This window comes from Streptomyces akebiae (genome assembly GCF_019599145.1).
GTDB classification, from domain to species: domain Bacteria; phylum Actinomycetota; class Actinomycetes; order Streptomycetales; family Streptomycetaceae; genus Streptomyces; species Streptomyces akebiae.
The window spans coordinates 5,189,236-5,207,397 of the sequence record NZ_CP080647.1; the positions used below are offsets into that span (position 1 = coordinate 5,189,236).

Genomic DNA, 18,162 nt, shown 5'->3' on the forward strand with positions numbered 1-18,162 from the left:
CGCGCGCCGAGGGGAAGTTGGCGGGAAGCCGGAGACTCAGGCGTCCGTGCGCCGACGGCCGGCCAGGACGCCGTACGCCACGCCCGCGGCGCCGACCACGATGCCGACGATGCCGAGGACGCGGGCGGTGGTGTCGCTGCTGTCGGCGGGCGCGGCGGTGGTCTCCTTCGACGCGGCCTCGGCGTCGTCGGCGTCCTTCGACTCGTCGGAGGCGGTGGAGGCGCCGGACGAGCCGTGGTGGTCGTCGGACGCGGCGGACAGCGCGAGCACCGGAGCCGGGTTCTCGGGCTCCTCCTGGCCGTCCTGCGGCACCTCGATCCAGCGGACGACCTCCTTGTTGGAGTACGTCTGGATCGCCTTGAAGACCAGTTCGTCGGTGTTCTCGGGCAGCTGACCGATGGAGACCGGGAACTTCTGGAAGAAGCCCGCAGCGATGCCGTCGCCGGTGGCGGTCCAGGTGATCTTGGAGACGGCTTCGTCGATCTGCTCGCCGTGCAGTTCGACCGGCTTGTCGAGCGTGGCCTTGGTGACCTGGATCTTCCAGCCGGGGATGGCCTCCGGCTGGGCCGAGGCGAGCGGGTGGTCGGTCGGGAAGTTCACTTCGATCTTGGTGGTCCTGGCGTCGTCGCGCTCGTTGGGGACCTTGAAGTTGACGGTCGCGTACCCGCCCTTGGCCGCCGTGCCCTCCGCCGCGACGCTGACGTGAGCGAACGCGGGGCCGGACAGGAGGAGGACGGCCGAGCCGGCGAGGGCGCCGACGGCGGCGATACGAGAAGCCTTCATGACTGGTGACACTCCACAGTGAGTGAGGGAGAAGAGAGGACGAGGGACAGCGCGCGCCGTGAGCCGACCAGCCGGGCCGGGCCAGGCCGGTACGGAGACCGACAGCCGAGCCGACACCCAGCCGAGGGCCGGAGCCGACAGCCGGGGCCGGAGCCTGGGCCGACGTCCGGAGCCGGGACCGAGACCAGGACCAGGACCAGAGGCTGGGAGCCGCTGTTCGAGTCCGGGAGCCGCAGAGCTGGAGCCGCGAGGCCTGGGCCGCAGGGTCCGGAGCCGCTGGGCCGGAGCCGGAGCCGGAGCCGGGGCCGGGGCCGGGAGCGGGTGCGCGGATCTCGACGCCGGGTGACGGACTCCCTCTCCCTGGTGTGGAGTGAGCGTGCGTCGGGTCAGGCGACGAGCGCGAAGGCGGGCGCGACGGTCGGAGGGCCGCGTCGGACGACGGTGTGCTGGAGCGAGGTCGTCCGCATGGCGGTGGGCGCCGCGTACACCGTTCGCGGGGCGCGTGAAACGGCCTCCGGCGCGCCCGGGAGCCCGGACCGCAGGGCCCGCGCCAGCGCGAGCGCGCCGCGCAGCGACCCCACGAGCGGTTCCTGGGTCGCGAGCCGGGCCAGGCGGAGCAGCGCCAGGTCGCCGTGGCGCAGCACCCACCCGGCGGCTACGGCCGCGAGTACATGGCCGAGCAGCATGGGCAGGGACGGCAGGAGCGCGGCGGAGGAGCCCGGCGCGGTCGTCATGGCGTCCGCGGGGTCGTGCGCGACGTGCGTGCCGCCGACCCCGGCGTCGATGAGGATGCGCCGGGCCTGTGCGGGGCTCAGGGCCGCGGCGGTCGTGCCGCACACGAAGCGGGCGGCGCGCTCGATGAGCGCGGCGTCCATGGTCTCCGTGGTGCGTGACGCGGCCGTCGCCCCGTGCTGGTTCAGGCCGAACAGGATGTGCAGCACGGTCTGGCCCACCGCCAGCAGCGCAGCGATGCCCGGGAGCGAGCGTTGCCGTCCGGCCAGCGCGGCGGCGACGCAGAAGGTGCCGGCGAACCCCACGCCCAGGCTCCACAGCGGGACCGTCGCGCACGAGGCGAGCGCGTGTCCGGCCCCGGCCAGCACGACGCAGACCGCGGCGAACACCGCGGCCCGCAGGACCCGGAGGTCGCCTCCGGCGCGGGCGCGGCGTGCGGCGGTCGGCCGGCGTGGGTGGGGGGCAGTCATGGCGGGCCCATCATCGCACCGGGGCGCTCCGCTGGGTTCGGCGGGTTCACGCGGTGAGGTACGGGGTGGGAGGGGGGCGGTGTTCATGTGGGGGTTCGGTCCGAAAGACCTGGGGTGCTCCGGGCTGTGCGGGTGCGCTGATCGCCGTGCGGAGCTGAAGGGAGTGCGGTCATCGCCCAACCAGCTGCAAGGGAGTGCGGTCATCGCCCAACCACCTGCAAGGAAGTGGTGGAAGTTGTGGGTGATTCGGAAGGGTTCGGTCCGCATACACCGAATGTGCGGGGGACGCATCCGCCGTATGGGCGGACAGACGGGTTCCGGGCGATTGCGCTCGGCCCTCGGCGGCAATACGTAACGGTATGTCGAGCCGCGGCCGGGAGGCTGGAGCATGAGCATCTGGTGGTCACTCCATTTGCGGCGTGAAGCCGCGAGCGTGCCGCTCGCCCGGCGGCTGCTGATCGGCACGATGGAGACCGCGGGTGTCGATCCGGACGTCTCCTACGACCTCTCCATCGCCCTCAGTGAGGCCTGCGCCAACGCGGTCGAGCACGGCGGCGCGATCCCGGCCGGCACCGCCACCGAGGCGTACCGGGTGACCGCCTACCTCGACGGTGAGAAGTGCCGGATCGAGGTGGCCGACTCGGGCCCGGGCTTCCCGCACCGCCACCCGGTCCGCCCGGCTCCCACCGACGCCGAGGACGGCCGCGGCCTCTGCCTCATCCGGGAACTCGCCGACCACGTCCACATCGGCAACAAGCCGGGCCGCGGCGGAGCGATCGTCAGCTTCGACAAGATCCTGAAGTGGCGCGACGGCGCACCGCTGGTGGCCGTGTAGTCCGCGCCGCGCCGCGCCGCTCCTTTCCTCTCCGCTCCGCTCCTCTCTTCTCGGAGACGCCCCTGGCGGCTTCCGGGACGTCCGCGTCAGATCTGATGCGGCTCCAAGTCCCTCCCCACCCGCTGCCAGTCGCGGACCAGCACGGTCACCGGGTGGTTCCGGCCCAGTAGTTGGGTCAGTCGGGTCGCCGCCTTCTCCTGGAGCCGCACGGCCTCCTCACGACCCGTGGCCCGCAGCGTGATCGCCAGATTGCCCATGCCGACCAGCACATCGGGGTGGTCGGCGCCGAACCGTCGGCGCAGCCCCTCCACGGCCTGGCGTTCCGAGCGCTCGGCATGGTCGTACAGGCCCCGGTCCCCGTAGGCGTTGGCCAGGTTGAGGCCGGCGGACAGGACGGCGGGGTGGTCGTCCCCGAGCGTGGCCGCCAGACAGTCGCGGGCGTGGCGGCTCAGTTCCTCCGCCTTCTCGGTGTTGCCGAGGGCCCGGTGGTACATGGCGAGGTTGTTGAAGCAGTACATGGTGAACGGGTGTTCGGCGCCGAACGAGTCCTGGTACCCGTCCAGCACCTCCTCGACCTGGTGGACCGCCCGCGCCGGACCGTCCTCGGGATCCGTGGCGAAGTAGTCCGCGGCCAGGTTGAGTCCGCAGGCCAGGACCTCGGGGATGGTGCTGCCGTAGCGGTCGTGGTAGCGGGCGTACGTCTTCCAGGTCTCCTCGGTGATCCGCAGTGCCTCGGCGGTACGCCCCGCCTTGCGCAGGGAGACCGCGAGGCTCTTGTCGGCCTGGAGGACTTCGGGCACCCCCGGATTGAAAACCTGTTCGAAGCTCTCGCGGACCTCGCGCAGGAGCTCGGCGGAGGTCCGGTAGTCGCCGAGGTCCCGCAGGTCGCGCGCCTGGTGCCCCTTGGTGGCGAGCGTGTACGGATGGGTCGGGCCGAGCAGCGCGGTGCGGCGGCGGACCGTGTCCTCGGTGAGCCTGCGGGCGGCTTCGCTGTCGCCGGCCAGCCGCAGGTCGATGGCCAGGTTGTTGGCCGCCGAGAGCGTACGCGGATGGTCGTCGCCGAAGATCTCCTTGAAACCCAGGTGGATGCGCAGGTCCAGGTCCAGCGCCTCCTTGTAGCGCCCCAGCGCGCGCAGGTCGGCGGCCAGGCTGCCCGAGGTCATGAGGATGTTCGGATGGTCCTCGCCGAGCAGTCGGCGCTGGCCGTCCAGGGTCCTCTCGTCCATCGCGCGCGCGGCCTGGTAGTCGCCCTGGGAGCGCAGCACGTTGGCCAGCTGGAACCGGAGGTTGAGGACCTGCTCGTCGTCCGCGTCCAGGATCTCGTTGGTCCACAGCTCGTCGAGGTCGGTGGCCAGGGTGCGGGCGGCCTGCAGCTCACCGCGTTTGCCCAGGTAGCGGACGCGGTCCACCATCAGCTGGCGGGGCTCCTCCTCCGCGCACTCGCGGATGTTCGAGGGCATCAGATGCGGCCAGATCACCTCGAACCCGAGCCACTGCGCGGGATCGTCCACGGCGCCCTCGCGCGGCCGTGCGGCGGCGAGAACGCGGTGCACCTCGTGGATGGTCTCCACGTACCGCTGGTCGTCCAGACTGTCCCGCACCGCCGCCTGCACCAGCCGGTGCACCTGGATGGAGTTGTCGGCGGAGTCGACCTTGGCGAGGGCGAAGCGGTTCAGGGCCTGGGTGACGCGGCCGAGCATGTAGCGGGCGCGCAGGTCCCGGTCGTACGGCAGCAGGGCGTCGATCATCGCGTCGCTGCTGATCAGGGTCATGGAGATGGGCTCGGCCGAGAAGAAGGCGCACAGTTCGAGCAGCCGGGCCGCGGCCGGGGACTCCTCGCGCAGCCGGGTGATGGAGATGTTCCAGGTGGCGCCGACGGAGGACGGGTACTCGACCGCGTTCACCGCCTCCTGCACCGACAGCACCCGGGTGGACTGCTCGCGCAGCTGGTCGATGTACTCCTCCACCGGTGTGGCCGTCGCCTCCAGCCAGGCCGCCGCGACCTCCACGGCGAGCGGCAGGTCGCCCAGTGCGTCGGCGACCCGGTCCGCGTCGGTGTCGCGCAGTCCGGGCACCCGGCGGCACAGGTGCTCCACGCTCTCCTCGCGGGTGAAGACCTCCATCTCCAGCGACTGCACCAGCGTCGAGCCGGGCCGATCGCGCGTGGTGACGAGGATGTGGCCGTACACGTGGTCCCGCAGGGGTGCCGTCTGGCCCGGGAAGAGCGGCAACGCCCGGCTCAGGTCCGGGACGTTGTCGAAGATCAGCAGCCAGCGGGCGCACGGGTCGCCCTGCCGGAGTGCTCTCATCGCCGCTTCGGCCGCCTCGGAGACGTCGTCGCCGACCGGCAGGTCCAGTTCCTGCGCGAGGGCGGCCACCTTCGGCAGCACGAGGTCCGGCTGTTCGGCGTCGATCCACCACACCAGGTCGTAGTCCGCCTTGAACCGGTGGGCGTACTCACGGGCCAGCTGGGACTTGCCCACCCCGCCCAGACCGTGCAGCACCTGGGGCAGCCGTTGCCCGGAGCGCCCGCTGACCAGGCGCTCGCGCAGCCGGTCCAGGATCGGTGAGCGGCCGGTGAACCACGGGTAGCGGGGCTGGACGTTGGAGATCCGGGTGCCGGTGTTGGGGAAGCGGGCGCCCCCGCGCGGCGGCGCGGACAGGACGTCCGGGTGGTCGAGGCTCGTCAGCAGGGTCCGGTAGGCCTGTTCCTCGTCCAGCCGGGTGAGGTCGATGGCGCCCCGGGAGGCCTGCGGCAGGCTGAGCCGGACGTCGTCGACGCGGACCGCCACCGGCCGGCTCCCCGGCTTGCGCCCGTCGGCGTGCACGGCGTCCTCCCAGGCCCGGCGCGCCCGCCGGGAGTCGAGGAAGGCGGGGGAGACCACGGCGAGCAGCCGCTCCGAGCCGTCGGCCGTGTCCTCGGCGCCGGCCGCCCGGCCGTCGTCCCCCGGCAGTCCCCCGGCGTCCTGGGGCAGCGCCCGGACGTCCATCGGCGCCACGTCGAAGCCGGCGTCCCGCAGCACCGACTCCAGCCAGTCGACCCACATCCGGTCCTCGGAGACGTAGTACAGCACCAGCCGGGAGACGGGCAGCGGGCGCTTGCGGGTGTACGCGGCCTTGTAACGGGCCCGCTTCTCCTCGCCGATCAGGGGGAGCCGGGTGACCCGGCCCTCGGTGATGACGGAGGTGACCCGTTCGCAGGCGCTCAGCATGGAGTTGGCCGTCTTCGGCGGGTCGCCGAAGGCCGCGAGGATCTCCTCGTAGGCGTAGTACGGCTGGTAGAGGACCTCCATCGACGACCAGTAGTCGGTCAGCCGCTCGCCGTCCAGACCGACGGGCAGTCCGGCGAAGCGCTCCCGGGCCAGGGCGCGCCCCGCGTCGAGCTTGTCCTTCTCACCGAGGTCGATGCGCATGGCGAGGGGCAGGATGCGGATGCCCTTGTGGCCGAACCGCTCCCGGATGCTCTGCGCGACGGCGGCGGCGCCCTCGATGCTCTGGCCGCTGAGGGTGTAGCAGACGACGAGGGTGTTGGGCATCTGCACGGTGCAGACGTCGGCGAGGTCGCTGAGTCCGGTACGGCTGTCGATCAGGGTGTAGTCGTAGTGGCGCCGCATGTCCGCGCGCATCGCCTCGAAGAACTGGCCGCCGCCGTAACTGGCGTAGAAGAGGTCCCAGTCCATGTTGCCGATCACCGGGTAGTCGTCGTGGCGCCGCCCGGCGGAGAGGAAGTCCAGGCTGCCGCCCTCGGGGAACGTCCAGTCGAGGGTCAGCGCGTGCGGCCGGACGCGGGCGTACCTGCGGTGCCAGTCCGGGGCGCGCTCGGGCAGGTCGCGCAGCGCCTCCCGGCGGTAGTCGCCGATGAGATTGCTCAGCCCGGGGGTGGCCCGCAGCATCGCCGGGTTGAGGAACGGGTGGAAGAACTTGTGCAGGCCGGGTGCCTCCAGGTCCCAGTCGACGGCCAGGACGCGGTGTCCGCCCGCGGCCAGGATCCACGCCACGTTCGCGAGCGTCATGGTCCGGCCGGTGCCGCCCTTGTACGAGTAGAACGTGATGACCGTGCCGTTGCGGTTCTCCGTCATGCGCCTGCCGTCCTCCGCCCTGTCCGACCCGCTCTTGCCGTACTCCCGTGAGTCCCGGTGCGCAACGGCCCTAGCCGCCCAGGTCCGCCGGGCCCCGCAGCCGCGGGGGTGCGACGAGGGGGCCCGCCGGTGGATAGGTCCGTGCGTGTGCCTCGTAGGAGGCGACGGCCTGCTTCACGGCCGTCTGCAGTTCGTTGCCGAAGGCGTCCAGGGTGCGGATACCGCCGTTGAGGGTCCGGTGGCCGCTGCCCTCCGTCGTCCGCGCGGCCAGGGCCTTCTCGGTGAGCGCCGTCAGCCTCTTCTCCCGGGCCGGCCCGGAGTCGTCCTCGCACCGGGGGATCATCACGCTGATCCACGGCCGCTGCTCCTCGCACAACCGTTCCATCAGCTCCCGGCCCCGGGCCGATGCGAGGGCCCACCGGTCGAGCAGCAGCAGCCCGGGGGCGCGGGGCGGGCCGGGCCCGAGCAGTCGGTCCACGTCCTTCTCGAAGTCCCCGATGTTGACCTTGTAGTCCATGGTGCGCACCAGGTCCGCCGCGTGTTCGCCGAGCGGGCGCGTCGACGCCGGGTGGTACGGGTTCCAGTCGCGCGGCAGCTGCCCGTAGCAGTCGGGCTCACCGCCCGGCGGCAGGTCGGAGCGGGTGCACGCCATGACCGTGATGTCGAACTCCGGGGGATGGCCCGAGGCGCCGAACGCGCTGGGGAGCGACTCGTACTCGTCGTACGTCTGCCCCTCGTCCAGCTCGGTGACCTTGGCCACGTGCACGATCTGCTTGGCCAGCCGGTACAGGGCCCGCTCGTACTCGTCCCGGAGGTAACGGAGTTTGGTCAGGCCGTAGAACCCCTCCTCCGCGTAGTCCTGGCCGAACGACACGTGGTTGAACTGCAGGTCCTTGGCCGCGTGCGGTAATTGGGCGGGCTCCACGGGCACCCATAACGCGGGGATGATCGCGTGCTCACGGGTGGCGCCGCCCCGGGCCCGGTGGCTGATCTGCCGCTGGCTGAAGGCCCACCACTCCCGCCCGCACTGCTCGCTGATGAAATAGCGCGGCGAGTACAGGGGAACGAACACCTTGCAGCGCGCGAGGTTCTCCGACAGCTCGTCCGTCCACCGGGTGCCGACCGCCATGCCCTGGTCCAGAAAGCCGGCCCGCGCGCCGCGCGGCAGATCGGTCATCTGCATGATGTGGGCGCACAGCCCGTCGTACAGCTTTCTCACCCAGATGTTCGGATCGGTGTCACCGGCGTCATTTCGCGGCGTGTGCGCGTAACTGAGGAAGAAATAAGGGCTTCCGCCGCCCCTGGCCGCATCTCCTCGCACCCGTGCCCCCCGATGCCCGGTGACTTTCCTCAGTGTAGGAAGGGGGCAGGCGCACGTGGAATATGACGAACGGGCTCAATGTCCCGGCTTCGGCCCACCGACACGCCAGCTTTCGAACACGCAGGCGGAAGCAAGGGGTGCCGGGCTCCCCTCCACTCGCCTGCACCCCCCTGCACTCCCCCTGCACCCCCCTGTACTTCCCCTCGCTCCGCTACGGCCGAACAGCGCGCCGGTGCTCCTCCGCCACCCGCCGGGCCGCCCGCAGGGCGTCCGCGCTCACCTCGTCCCTCGCCAGCGCCTCCCGGAGCCCCGCGACGAACCGCTTCCCGGTCTCCGTCAGCGCCCCGGAGCCCGTCAGCGTCCCGAGCGCCTCCGCCGTCTGGTCCCGCCACCGGGAGAACCGCACCTCGGCCTCCTGCCCGCCCCCGCCCCGCCACCGGGCCCGCCAGAAGTCGACCACCGCGAGATGCGCGTACGTCCCTTGCAACAACCCCTCCAGTGGGCGCGGGTCGGGTCGCCAGGGCGCGTAGAACAACGTCTCGCAGGTCGGGTCGTGGAGGTCTACCAGATCCAGCACGGCACCCAGCTTCACATGCTGGAACTCGTGGACGAGGAGCAGCGCCAGGGTCTCCGGCGCGGACGGGCGCGCGATGGCCACCGCGCCGAAGGCGTCGCGGGCCGCGGAGCTGATCTCCGCGCCCTCGGGGGAGGGCGTGAGCGGGGTGATCGTCCGGAGCCCGGCGGCGATGCCCGGCGCGTACTGGGGCAGTTCGCGGCGGATCCAGGCCCAGGCGTCGGTCAGGTCGGCCCGCCACGCCTCGGCCTCGCCCTCGGTGAGCCGGGGGTGTGCCGGATGGCCGTGGCAGTCCCGCCAGGGGTCGGTGTCCTCCAAGGTCACGGACCAGCCGTCCAGGTCGAACCGTCGGCTGCCCCGCCAGGCGGGGTCCCCGGGGCCGCTCCGGGCGATCGGGTACGTCCGGTCGCCCACGTGGACCGTGCAGCCGTCGACGTCGGTACGCACCAGGGCCCGCTCGGCGTCCGCCTCCACCGTCAGGGTCCCGAGCGTGGGCAGCCGCACCAGCCCGGCGTGGACCGGGACGAGCACCGACGCCCGGCGCCCGGCCCGCAGCGCGGCGGCGGCGGCGATCTCCGCCATCCCGCGCGCGGCCGTCGTCCCGGCCGCCTCCGCGACGCTCCCGGTCGGTCCCGGCGACGGACGGGCCCCGAGGCAGCTCAGCGCCCAGGACCGTACATAGGGGTGGGCCAGGACCCGGTCCACGGCTTCGGGGGCCTCGCTGTCGAGGGCGGTCAGCGTGTCCCACGCCCGCCGGCCGACCTCGGTCGCCGGCGCGAGCGTCGTCTCGTGCCGCACGAGACCCAGCAGCTCGCGGACCAGGGCGAGCTGGTGGCGGGCCAGCAGGTCCACCGTGGCGCCCGTTCCGCGTCCGGTGGCCAGTTCGGCCAGGTGGTGGTCGGCGAGCGCCGGCCGCGCGGACTGGTCGGTCATATGACGGTCCCGGAGGTCGGTGATGAGGGACAGCAGGTCGGAGCAGTACACGGACGGATTGCGGAAGCCGCTGCCGTCGGAGCGGTACCGGTGGGCGTAGAGGCCGCCGCCGCACGAGCGCACCACCGGGCAGGCCCGGCACTGCTCGGCCAGCCCCTCCAGCCCCTGCTGCCGGGCCAGGATGCCCGGATGCGCGGCCACCTCGTCCAGGGAGTCGCCGAACACGTCCAGGCCGGTGGCGGGAGCCCCGTCGTGCGCGGTCTTGAGGGAGTCCGCCTGTTCGAAGGTGCCGTCGGTCTCGATCACGGCGAGGTCCGCGGGCGCCAGGCCCAACGACTCGGTCAGACTGCTCTCGCCGCGCAGGGTCCGCAGGACCGAGTCGAACACCCGGACGTCCATGGTGCGACCGGTCGCGGTCCAACGGTCGTGGACGGCCAGCAGCCAGCGCGCGTACGCCGTGCCGTCGGTGTCCTCGGCCGGGCGCGCGGGGGGCGCGTCCCAGGTGGCGTGCGGGAGGAGGAAGTCGACGCGGGGCGGGGCGAGCGCGGCGAGCGCGTCATGGACGGCGACCGGGTCGTTGCGCAGGTCGACGGTGCAGAGGATGCCCGCGAAGAGATGGCGGCGGTGGGGCCGGTTGAGCAGGGCGATGCCTCTGAGGACGCGGTCGTGGCTGCTGCGCCCGTCGGCGTAGCGGCGGTGCAGGTCGTTCGCGGCCCGGTCGCCGTCCAGCGAGACACCGACCTTGATGTCGAACTCGTCGAACAGGTCCAGGAACCGCTCGTCGAGCGTGACGGCGTTGGTGTGGATCCGCAGGTCCAACTCGCACACGCCGCTCAGGGCGCTCGTCAGTTCCGTTGCGGCCCTGCGCAGCCGGGTCCGGCCCGCGAGGAGGGGCTCGCCACCGTGCAGGACCACGTGGACGGCGGCCAGCCCGTGCGCCCCGGCGTGTTCGGCGATGCGTTCCGCCGTGGCGCGCAGGACCTCGTCCGACACCACCACGGGCCGACGGCTCCAGCTCTGGTCGGCGTGCTCGTACACGTAACAGTGGTCGCACGCGAGGTCGCAGCGACTGTGCATCTTCAGCACGAACTGACGCAACGGCAGGAGCGGTCGGCCCATGACGGTCATGTGATGTCGGTGGTCCCGGCGGGGTGGGTGGGGGCGGCGGTGTCAGACGGAGGACTGGAAAGCCGCCACCGCGACCCTGGCCGGACCCCTGCGTTCGGCACCGTTCGCCATGGCACGGGTCAGGGCGGGCGACAGTGCGCCGCCGCTCCGCGCCGCCAACTGCACCAAGGACACCCGCTCCGGACCGACAGCGGCCGTGGCTCCCGACTCTTCGGCCGTGGGGTCGAGGGATGCGTTCATGGGGACCTCATCAATCTGTGCGTGGAAACTGACGGGGTTGCGGAGTCTTGCGGCTCGATGAAGCAGATGCCGACAGGAAATTCTCACTCGTGCATCGGCCACAGAAGAAGTTAGCGGCCGAACGGGCGAACAGCGCCGAATATCCGGTCGACTGCTGGTCGCGACCAGAAGATAGCCGACGCCGAGGAGCGCTTCGGACGGCACCACAAGCCTCGTCCGTATTCGGGGCGGCAAACGTGAGAACCGTCTCATCACCCGCCGCGAACACGGCAGTTGAGCGGAAGGCCGCCCCTTCCGGGCGGCTTCGGGGTTCTCAGTACTCTCAGCCCCCGCACAGCCGCACCCCAGCTCCCTGACGGGCCGCGTCCCTAACTTCACGGGTATGACGGGAAGCCACAAAAGCAAAACGATCACGCGGCGCCGCGCCCTCGCGGTGACCGGAGGGACGGTTGCCGCCGGCGGTCTGGCGGTCGCCGGGTACCAGGCGGCGTTCGCGGACGAAACGACGAGCACCGCCGAGGCGACGGCCACGGCCTCCACGACGAGCACCGCCGACGCGTGCATGACGCTGATGTCGAGCGTCACCGAGGGCCCGTACTACCTGGACGGCGCCCTGGTCCGCAAGGACATCACCGAAGGCAAGAGCGGTGTTCCGCTGACCCTGCGGCTCACGGTCGTGGACGCCACCGACGGCTGCACCCCGGTACCCGGCGCGGCCGTGGAGATCTGGCACTGCGACGCCTGGGGCTACTACTCCGGCTACACCACCGCGAATCCCGGCGGCTCGGCGCCCGCCGAGAGCGAGGACGGTTCGACCGCCGACGACGCCACCTATCTCCGCGGCTATCAGATCGCGAATGCGAACGGAGTCGTCAAGTTCGAGACCATCTTCCCCGGTTGGTACACCCCGCGCACCTGCCACATCCATGTCAAGGTGCACACCGGCGGCGAGAAGGAGGACGGCACGTACGAGGGCGGCAAGGTCAACTACACCGGCCAGTTCTTCTTCGACGACGAGATCGCCCAGCAGGTCTTCACGCTGGAGCCCTACTCCCGGCACACCGGCAGCTACACCACCCTCGACGACGACATGGTGTACGACGGTGGCGGCGCCGCCGGCGGCCTGCTCACCCTCGAAGCCGTGAAGAAGGCGAACCCGGCCCGCGGTTACAAGGGTTTCCTCACCCTCGGTATCGACCCCGACGCCGAGAACACGGGCGCCGGTAGCGGTAGCGGTAGCGGTGGTGGCGAGGGCGGTACGCCGCCGTCGGGCGAGCCCCCGACGGACGCCCCGACCGACAGCGCCACGGCCGCCGAGTCGGCCTCGTAGGGTACGGCCATGAGCAGCCGCGAGGACGAGACGCTCGCGTGGGCCGCGGTGGCCGCGCTGACCCGGCAGTTGGAACTCATGCCCAAGCCCGGCCTGCCCGACCCGCGCGATCTCGGCGCCCGGATCACCCGGCAGGACCACCGTGCCCTTCGCTGGTCGGCGAAGGCGCTGGTGCCCGGCCTCACGGCGATGGCGGCCTGCGCCCGCCGCAACGGTGCGGCGACGCCCGAACTCCGGGCCGAACTCGGGGCGATCGGCCGCTGCACCGAACACTCGACGCGGCTCGCCGGGGGCGGCCACCGGGGCGCCACCTGGGTGCTCGGGCTCCTGGTCGCCGCGGCGGCCATGGACCCCGGGGCGCGGGGGCGTGAACTGGCCGCCACCGCGAAGAAGATCGCCGCGCATCCCGACCGGCGCGCGCTGCGGCGGCCGTCCCGGGGGTCGTCGGTCTCCGCCAAGTACGGGGCTGCCGGGGCCCGGGGCGAGGCGCGGGCCGGATTCCCCCATGTGCGGCGGGCGTTGGACGTACTCGCGAAGGCCCGCACGGCGGGGACGCCGGAGACGGACGCCCGGCTCGACGCGCTGCTCACGGTCATGTCGACGCTGCAGGACACCGAGTTGCTGTACACCGCCGGTCCGCACGGGCTGCGGCATGTGCAGGCGGGGGCGCGGGGGGTGATCGACGCGGGCGGTACGGGCTCGGCGGCGGGGCGAGCGGCTCTGGCCGCGTTCGACGTGGATCTTCAGGAGCGGGGGTGGAGTCCGCGGGGGAGTGGGTCGTTGCTGGCCGGCGCGTTGTTCGTGGACGCGCTGCCTGTCACCGTCGCGGGGGTTCCCGCCTAGGGTTTTCCGCCCCCGCCGCCCTTACCCGTCCCCTCCTCAAAGTGCTGCCCTCAAGGGGTTGTTTTCAAGGGGCTGCGCCCCTTTGACCCCCAGGTGCCGGTCCGGTGGGGCTTCTCGCGCAGTTCCCCGCGCCCCGAAAAAAGCGGGGCTGCGCCCCTGCCTTTTTGGCCCAGCCCCACCGGACCCGCAGCCGGACAGCCGGCCCACTCAGCCCCGCGAACCCCTCAACGAGGCCATCCACAGCTCGATCTCGTCCGACCGACGAGGCAGGCCGGCGCTCAGGTTGCGGTTGCCGTCGTCCGTCACCAGGATGTCGTCCTCGATGCGGACGCCGATGCCCCGGTACTCCTCGGGGACGGTGAGGTCGTCGGCCTGGAAGTAGAGGCCGGGCTCGACGGTCAGGACCATCCCCGGCTCCAGGGTCCCGTCGACATACGACTCGACGCGCGCGGCGGCGCAGTCGTGGACGTCCATGCCGAGCATGTGCCCGGTGCCGTGGAGGGTCCAGCGGCGCTGGAGTCCCAGCTCCAGGACCCGCTCCACGGGGCCCTCGACGAGCCCCCACTCGACCAGCCGCTCGGCCAGGACGTGCTGCGCGGCGTCGTGGAAGTCGCGGTACTTGCCGCCGGGCCGCACGGCGGCGATACCGGCTTCCTGGGCGTCGTACACGGCGTCGTAGATCTTCTTCTGGATCTCGCTGAACGTGCCGTTGATCGGCAGGGTCCGGGTCACGTCGGCCGTGTAGTACGTGTGCGTCTCGACCCCCGCGTCCAGCAGCAGGAGGTCGCCGGAGCGGACCGGACCGTCGTTGCGGACCCAGTGCAGGGTGGTGGCGTGCGGGCCGGCGGCGCAGATGGAGCCGTAGCCGACATCGTTGCCCTCGACCCGGGCACGGAGGAAGAACGTTCCCTCGATGTAGCGCTCCGACGTCGCCTCGGCCTTGTCCAGCACCCGTACGACGTCCTCGAAGCCGCGCACGGTCGAGTCGACCGCCTTCTGCAGCTCGCCGATCTCGAACTCGTCCTTGACGAGCCGGGCCTCGGACAGGAAGACCCGCAGCTCCTCGTCGCGCTCGGCGGTGACCTTGTCGGTGAGGGCCGCCTCGATGCCGGCGTCGTGGCCGCGGACGACCCGGACCGGGCCGGTGGCCTCGCGCAGCTTGTCGGCCAGCTCGCGCACGTCGGCGGCGGGGATGCCGTACAGCTCCGCCGACTCGGTCAGCGAGTGGCGTCGGCCGACCCACAGCTCGCCCTGGCCGGAGAGCCAGAACTCGCCGTTCTCCCGGTCGGAGCGCGGCAGCAGGTAGATCGTCGCGTCGTGGCCCTCGCCCGAGCCCGAGGGCTCCAGGACGAGCACGCCGTCCTCCGTCTGGTTGCCGGTGAGGTACGCGTACTCGACCGACGCCCGGAAGGGGTACTCGGTGTCGTTCGAGCGGGTCTTCAGGTTCCCCGAGGGGATCACCAGGCGGTCGCCCGGGAAGCGCGCGGAGAGCGCGGCACGGCGGGCGGCGGTCTCGGCGGCCTGGGCGATCGGCTCCAGACCGTGCAGCTCGGTGTCGGCCCAGCCCGACTTCATGCTCTCGGCCAGCTCGTCGGACACGCCCGGGTACAGGCCGTTCTTGCGCTGCTTGATGGGCTCCTCGGCTTCGGTCGCCTCGGTCTCCGGGGTCGCCGGCTCGAGCTCGTCCGCCACGGTCATCCTCCTAGGTACGGCACTGGACCCCGTCCATCGTACGGTCGCACCGGAGACGCCGAAGGGCGTGTGACCGCCTCTCACAAGGGGTCACCGCCCCCTCACGGGAAGCAGCCAAAGGGACCGTCCGGCACCCGACGCGCACGCCCCCGCGCCGCCCGCCGCCCGGCCTGCGGTGCGCCTCGCCCAGAACGCGGTCGGTGTACGGCATGCAGCGCCACGATGCTCGTCGCTCGTCGCCCGTCGCCCGTCGCCCGTCTTCCGTCTTCCGTCGTGCGTCGTCTGCCGTCTGTCACACGAAGCCCGTCGCGGACGCGCAACGCGGAACCCGTCGGGGCGCAACGCCGCCGCTGGCCGCGTCCGCCTACTCGAACCGCGCCGCCAGCACCACGACGTCCTCCGCGCCGTGTGCTTCGTCGAGGCCGTCCGGGAGCATCGTGTGGAGGATGTGGTCGGCGAGGGCGCCGGGGTCGGTGCGCAGCGCCCGGGGGACGCCGGCGGCGGCCGCGTGGAGGCGGGTGAAGGCGCGGTCGACGGGCTCGCCGGTGCGCTGGAGGAGGCCGTCGGTGTAGAGCAGGACGGTTTCTCCTGGTTCGGCGGTCAGCTCGACGCTGGGCGCCTCCCAGCAGGCGAGCATGCCGAGTGGCGCGGACAGGGACGTCTCCACGTACTCCGTGCGCCGCTCGCCGATCACCAGCGGCGGACTGTGTCCGGCACCGGCCAGGGTGATCTTGCGCAGCGCGGGTTCGACGTAGGCGAAGAGCGCGGTGGCGGAGCGGGCCGGTTCGGTGAGCCGCAGGAGCAGCTCCAGATCGGAGAGGACGGCGACGGGGTCCTCCCCCTCCATCACGGCGTAGGCGCGCAGCGAGGCCCGCAGTCGTCCCATCGCGGCAACCGCGCTGGGTCCCGACCCCGTGACCGCGCCGACCGCGAGGCCGAGCGCGGCATCCGGCAGCGGCAGCGCGTCGTACCAGTCGCCACCGCCGCGCGGCCCTGTGCGGTGCCGGGCCGCGAGCTGGACACCGGAGACACGGGGCAGCCGGGAGGGCAGCAGCTCCTCGGCGATGGTCGCCATGGACGCGCGGGTGCGCTCGACCTCGACGAGCCGTGCCAGGTGCTCGGCGGCGTAGCGCGCGTACAGCCCGACGAGATGCCGCTGCCGCTCCACCGGCTCCGCGGGCTCGTCGTACAGCCAGACGGCGGCGCCGAGCCGCCCGGCCTTCTCCGTGGACAGAGGGCGCGCGTAGCTCGCCGCGTACCCGAGCCGGGCCGCGACCTCGCGGTGGCGGGGGTCGAGACCGTCCTCGGCGAACAGGTCGGGCTGGGCGATCTCGCCGTCGCCGCCGGGCAGTCCGTCGAGGATGCGGCCGTACGGCAGGGAGCTGCGGGGCACGGTCTCGATGTGCCCGAGATCGGCGCGGCCGAGACCGAGGCCGATGGTGGTGTCCGGGCCGAGTCCGTCGGCCGGTTCCAGGACGACGAGACCCCGGCGGGCGCCGACGAGAGCGGCTCCGGCGTGCAGGAGTTCCGTCAGCGCGCTGTCGAGTGAGTCCGTGCGGGTCAGGCGTTCGGTGAGTTCGTGCAGCGTCGTGAGGTCCGAGACCCAGCCCGCGAGTCTGTCCTGGAGCACGGCTCCCGGGCCGGTGGCCGGTCCCGTGGCGGAAGGGGCCGATGAGGTGCTCGGGGTGACGGGCGCGGGCGCGACAGTGTGTGCGGGGGAGGGAACCGTTGAATCGATTCCAGCCACTTTCGGAGGGTGAGGGGCGTTCATGGTTTCCGGCTTTCCGACCGGTGCGTATTGCTCAAAAGCATCGCAAACCCCCATGTCATTCTGCGCCGCTAGCAGTGTCTCCACATGTACACGCACTCGTGAGGAGATGTCCAGCATTGTCCTGCTGGGATATCTGGTGTCCATGAGGCGCTGTTGGACTGCTGTCGGCTTCTTGTCCAGTCCTTTGAAGAAAGCTAAGTTGGCCTAAAAGTGTTGTGGTGAACGGTGTACTGAGGTCGACTGGCCTTGTTCAACAGAGCGTCACAGCGGTCGTGATGGGTACGTACCCGGTGAAGACCAGGGGCGGCGGAGGCCACCCGGAACCTGGCGACGGACCCGGGCGTCCTATCCACCGACGACCGAGCCCCATCCTCCCGTGGCGGAGGCGGCGAGCACATGCGGGACAGCAAAACGCCAGGCGCCGCCACCCCTACGCCATGCCCATGCTTTTGACAGACGCAAGTCGACGCAAGCGATGGACGCGGACGTAACCGAGCTCGGCCCGCAGGGGTTCCCCTTGTCCGCGACAGGGGTGTGATGCGCCAGCAGGTACGCACAGTGCAGTGAACGACACATGTTGTGATGTGACCCACGGTGTTGCCATGCGTGCAACGGAAAGGACGAGCGCTCATGCGCGAGATCCCCGGAAAGCGACGCAGGCTCCTGTCCAAGCGCAACGGCGGGAGGCCCGAGCTTCTTGAGCAGGCCCTGACGTTCGCGACGGAATGGCAGTGGCCCGTACTCCCGGGGGTGGCGCCGGACCCGCAGGGCCGTGCCCGCTGCGCCTGCCCGGACCCGGAGTGCGTGGTGCCCGGCGCTCACCCCTTCGACCCCGGCCTGCTGGCCGCCACCACCGACGAGCGCATGGTCCGCTGGTGGTGGACCAATCGGCCGACCGCGCCGATCGTGCTGGCCACCGGAGGCACCGCCCCCTGCGCCGTGAGCCTGCCGGCCCTGGCCGCCTCGCGCGCCCTCGCCGCCCTCGACCGCACCGGCATGCGCCTCGGCCCCGTCGTCGCGGCCCCGCACCGCTGGGCGATCCTCGTCGCGCCGTACTCCATGGAGCAGTTGGGCGAGCTGCTCTACGCCAAGGACTTCGTCCCCGGCTCCCTCCGGTTCCACAGCCAGGGCGGCTATCTCGCCCTGCCCCCCTCCGAGACCGGGCACGGCCTGGTCCGCTGGGAGCGGGCACCACTGCCTGGTTCGGCCGCGCCCTGGGTGCCCGACGTCGAGGCGGTCGTGGACGCCGTCGTCGACGCCCTCACTCGTACGGGTGTGAGCGCGCCCGAGTTCTGAGCCCGCCCGGCGCGCGCGGGGCCGGGCGCCCCCGGTCGGTCGTTATCTTCCGCACATGCAGCGTCTTCCCGGGGGCCACGGGGCCCCGTCGCGCGGCCGTCACAGTGCTCCCCCGCCCCGGAGCCGCAGAGCATC

The 18,162-nt window shown here is 72.1% G+C and carries 12 protein-coding genes; 4 read left to right on the forward strand and 8 right to left on the reverse strand.

The window, feature by feature from the left end; translation table 11 throughout:
- Positions 1-36: 36 nt before the first annotated feature.
- Both K1J60_RS22290 and K1J60_RS22295 read right to left on the reverse strand, forming a co-directional pair.
- Positions 37-783, reverse strand: coding sequence for a YcnI family copper-binding membrane protein (locus K1J60_RS22290; RefSeq protein ID WP_220647737.1), 747 nt, complete (start codon positions 781-783; stop codon positions 37-39).
- Positions 784-1,169: 386 nt separating this feature from the next.
- Entirely contained in the window at positions 1,170-1,985 is an 816-nt protein-coding gene (locus tag K1J60_RS22295) for a hypothetical protein (RefSeq protein WP_220647738.1), read from the reverse strand.
- A gap of 388 nt (positions 1,986-2,373) precedes the next feature.
- On the opposite strand from K1J60_RS22295, the gene K1J60_RS22300 reads away from it, so the two are divergent.
- Entirely contained in the window at positions 2,374-2,820 is a 447-nt protein-coding gene (locus K1J60_RS22300) for an ATP-binding protein (RefSeq protein ID WP_086799720.1), read from the forward strand.
- 86 nt (positions 2,821-2,906) lie between these two features.
- Here the strand turns inward: K1J60_RS22300 and fxsT are convergent, their stop codons facing one another.
- From fxsT to fxsA, 4 genes are all read right to left on the reverse strand, one after another.
- Positions 2,907-6,899, reverse strand: a complete 3,993-nt coding sequence (gene fxsT, locus K1J60_RS22305) for an FxSxx-COOH system tetratricopeptide repeat protein (protein ID WP_220647739.1) — start codon at positions 6,897-6,899, stop codon at positions 2,907-2,909.
- A gap of 70 nt (positions 6,900-6,969) precedes the next feature.
- The gene (locus K1J60_RS22310; RefSeq protein ID WP_220647740.1) at positions 6,970-8,220 is read right to left on the reverse strand and encodes a TIR-like protein FxsC; all 1,251 of its coding nucleotides are present in this window, start codon (positions 8,218-8,220) and stop codon (positions 6,970-6,972) included.
- A gap of 211 nt (positions 8,221-8,431) precedes the next feature.
- Positions 8,432-10,855 (reverse strand): FxsB family cyclophane-forming radical SAM/SPASM peptide maturase, encoded by a 2,424-nt coding sequence (locus tag K1J60_RS22315; RefSeq protein ID WP_220647741.1) that lies wholly within the window; start codon positions 10,853-10,855, stop codon positions 8,432-8,434.
- A gap of 42 nt (positions 10,856-10,897) precedes the next feature.
- Positions 10,898-11,095, reverse strand: coding sequence for an FxSxx-COOH cyclophane-containing RiPP peptide (gene fxsA / locus K1J60_RS22320; protein ID WP_220647742.1), 198 nt, complete (start codon positions 11,093-11,095; stop codon positions 10,898-10,900).
- Positions 11,096-11,477: 382 nt separating this feature from the next.
- Here fxsA and K1J60_RS22325 point away from each other — a divergent pair, with 382 nt between their 5' ends.
- On the forward strand, positions 11,478-12,425 hold the full coding sequence (locus tag K1J60_RS22325) for an intradiol ring-cleavage dioxygenase (protein WP_220647743.1): 948 nt from the start codon (positions 11,478-11,480) through the stop codon (positions 12,423-12,425).
- A gap of 9 nt (positions 12,426-12,434) precedes the next feature.
- Complete coding sequence (locus K1J60_RS22330) at positions 12,435-13,268, forward strand: triphosphoribosyl-dephospho-CoA synthase (protein WP_220647744.1); 834 nt, start codon at positions 12,435-12,437, stop codon at positions 13,266-13,268.
- A gap of 207 nt (positions 13,269-13,475) precedes the next feature.
- Here the strand turns inward: K1J60_RS22330 and K1J60_RS22335 are convergent, their stop codons facing one another.
- Together K1J60_RS22335 and K1J60_RS22340 are read right to left on the reverse strand one after the other, a co-directional pair.
- Positions 13,476-14,960 carry an aminopeptidase P family protein gene (locus tag K1J60_RS22335; protein WP_220647745.1) on the reverse strand — a complete coding sequence of 495 codons (1,485 nt, stop codon included), beginning with the start codon at positions 14,958-14,960 and terminating at the stop codon, positions 13,476-13,478.
- Positions 14,961-15,324: 364 nt separating this feature from the next.
- Positions 15,325-16,848 (reverse strand): PP2C family protein-serine/threonine phosphatase, encoded by a 1,524-nt coding sequence (locus K1J60_RS22340; RefSeq protein ID WP_220651625.1) that lies wholly within the window; start codon positions 16,846-16,848, stop codon positions 15,325-15,327.
- A gap of 513 nt (positions 16,849-17,361) precedes the next feature.
- Here K1J60_RS22340 and K1J60_RS22345 point away from each other — a divergent pair.
- Positions 17,362-18,027, forward strand: a complete 666-nt coding sequence (locus K1J60_RS22345) for a bifunctional DNA primase/polymerase (RefSeq protein WP_033530719.1) — start codon at positions 17,362-17,364, stop codon at positions 18,025-18,027.
- Positions 18,028-18,162 lie beyond the last annotated feature (135 nt).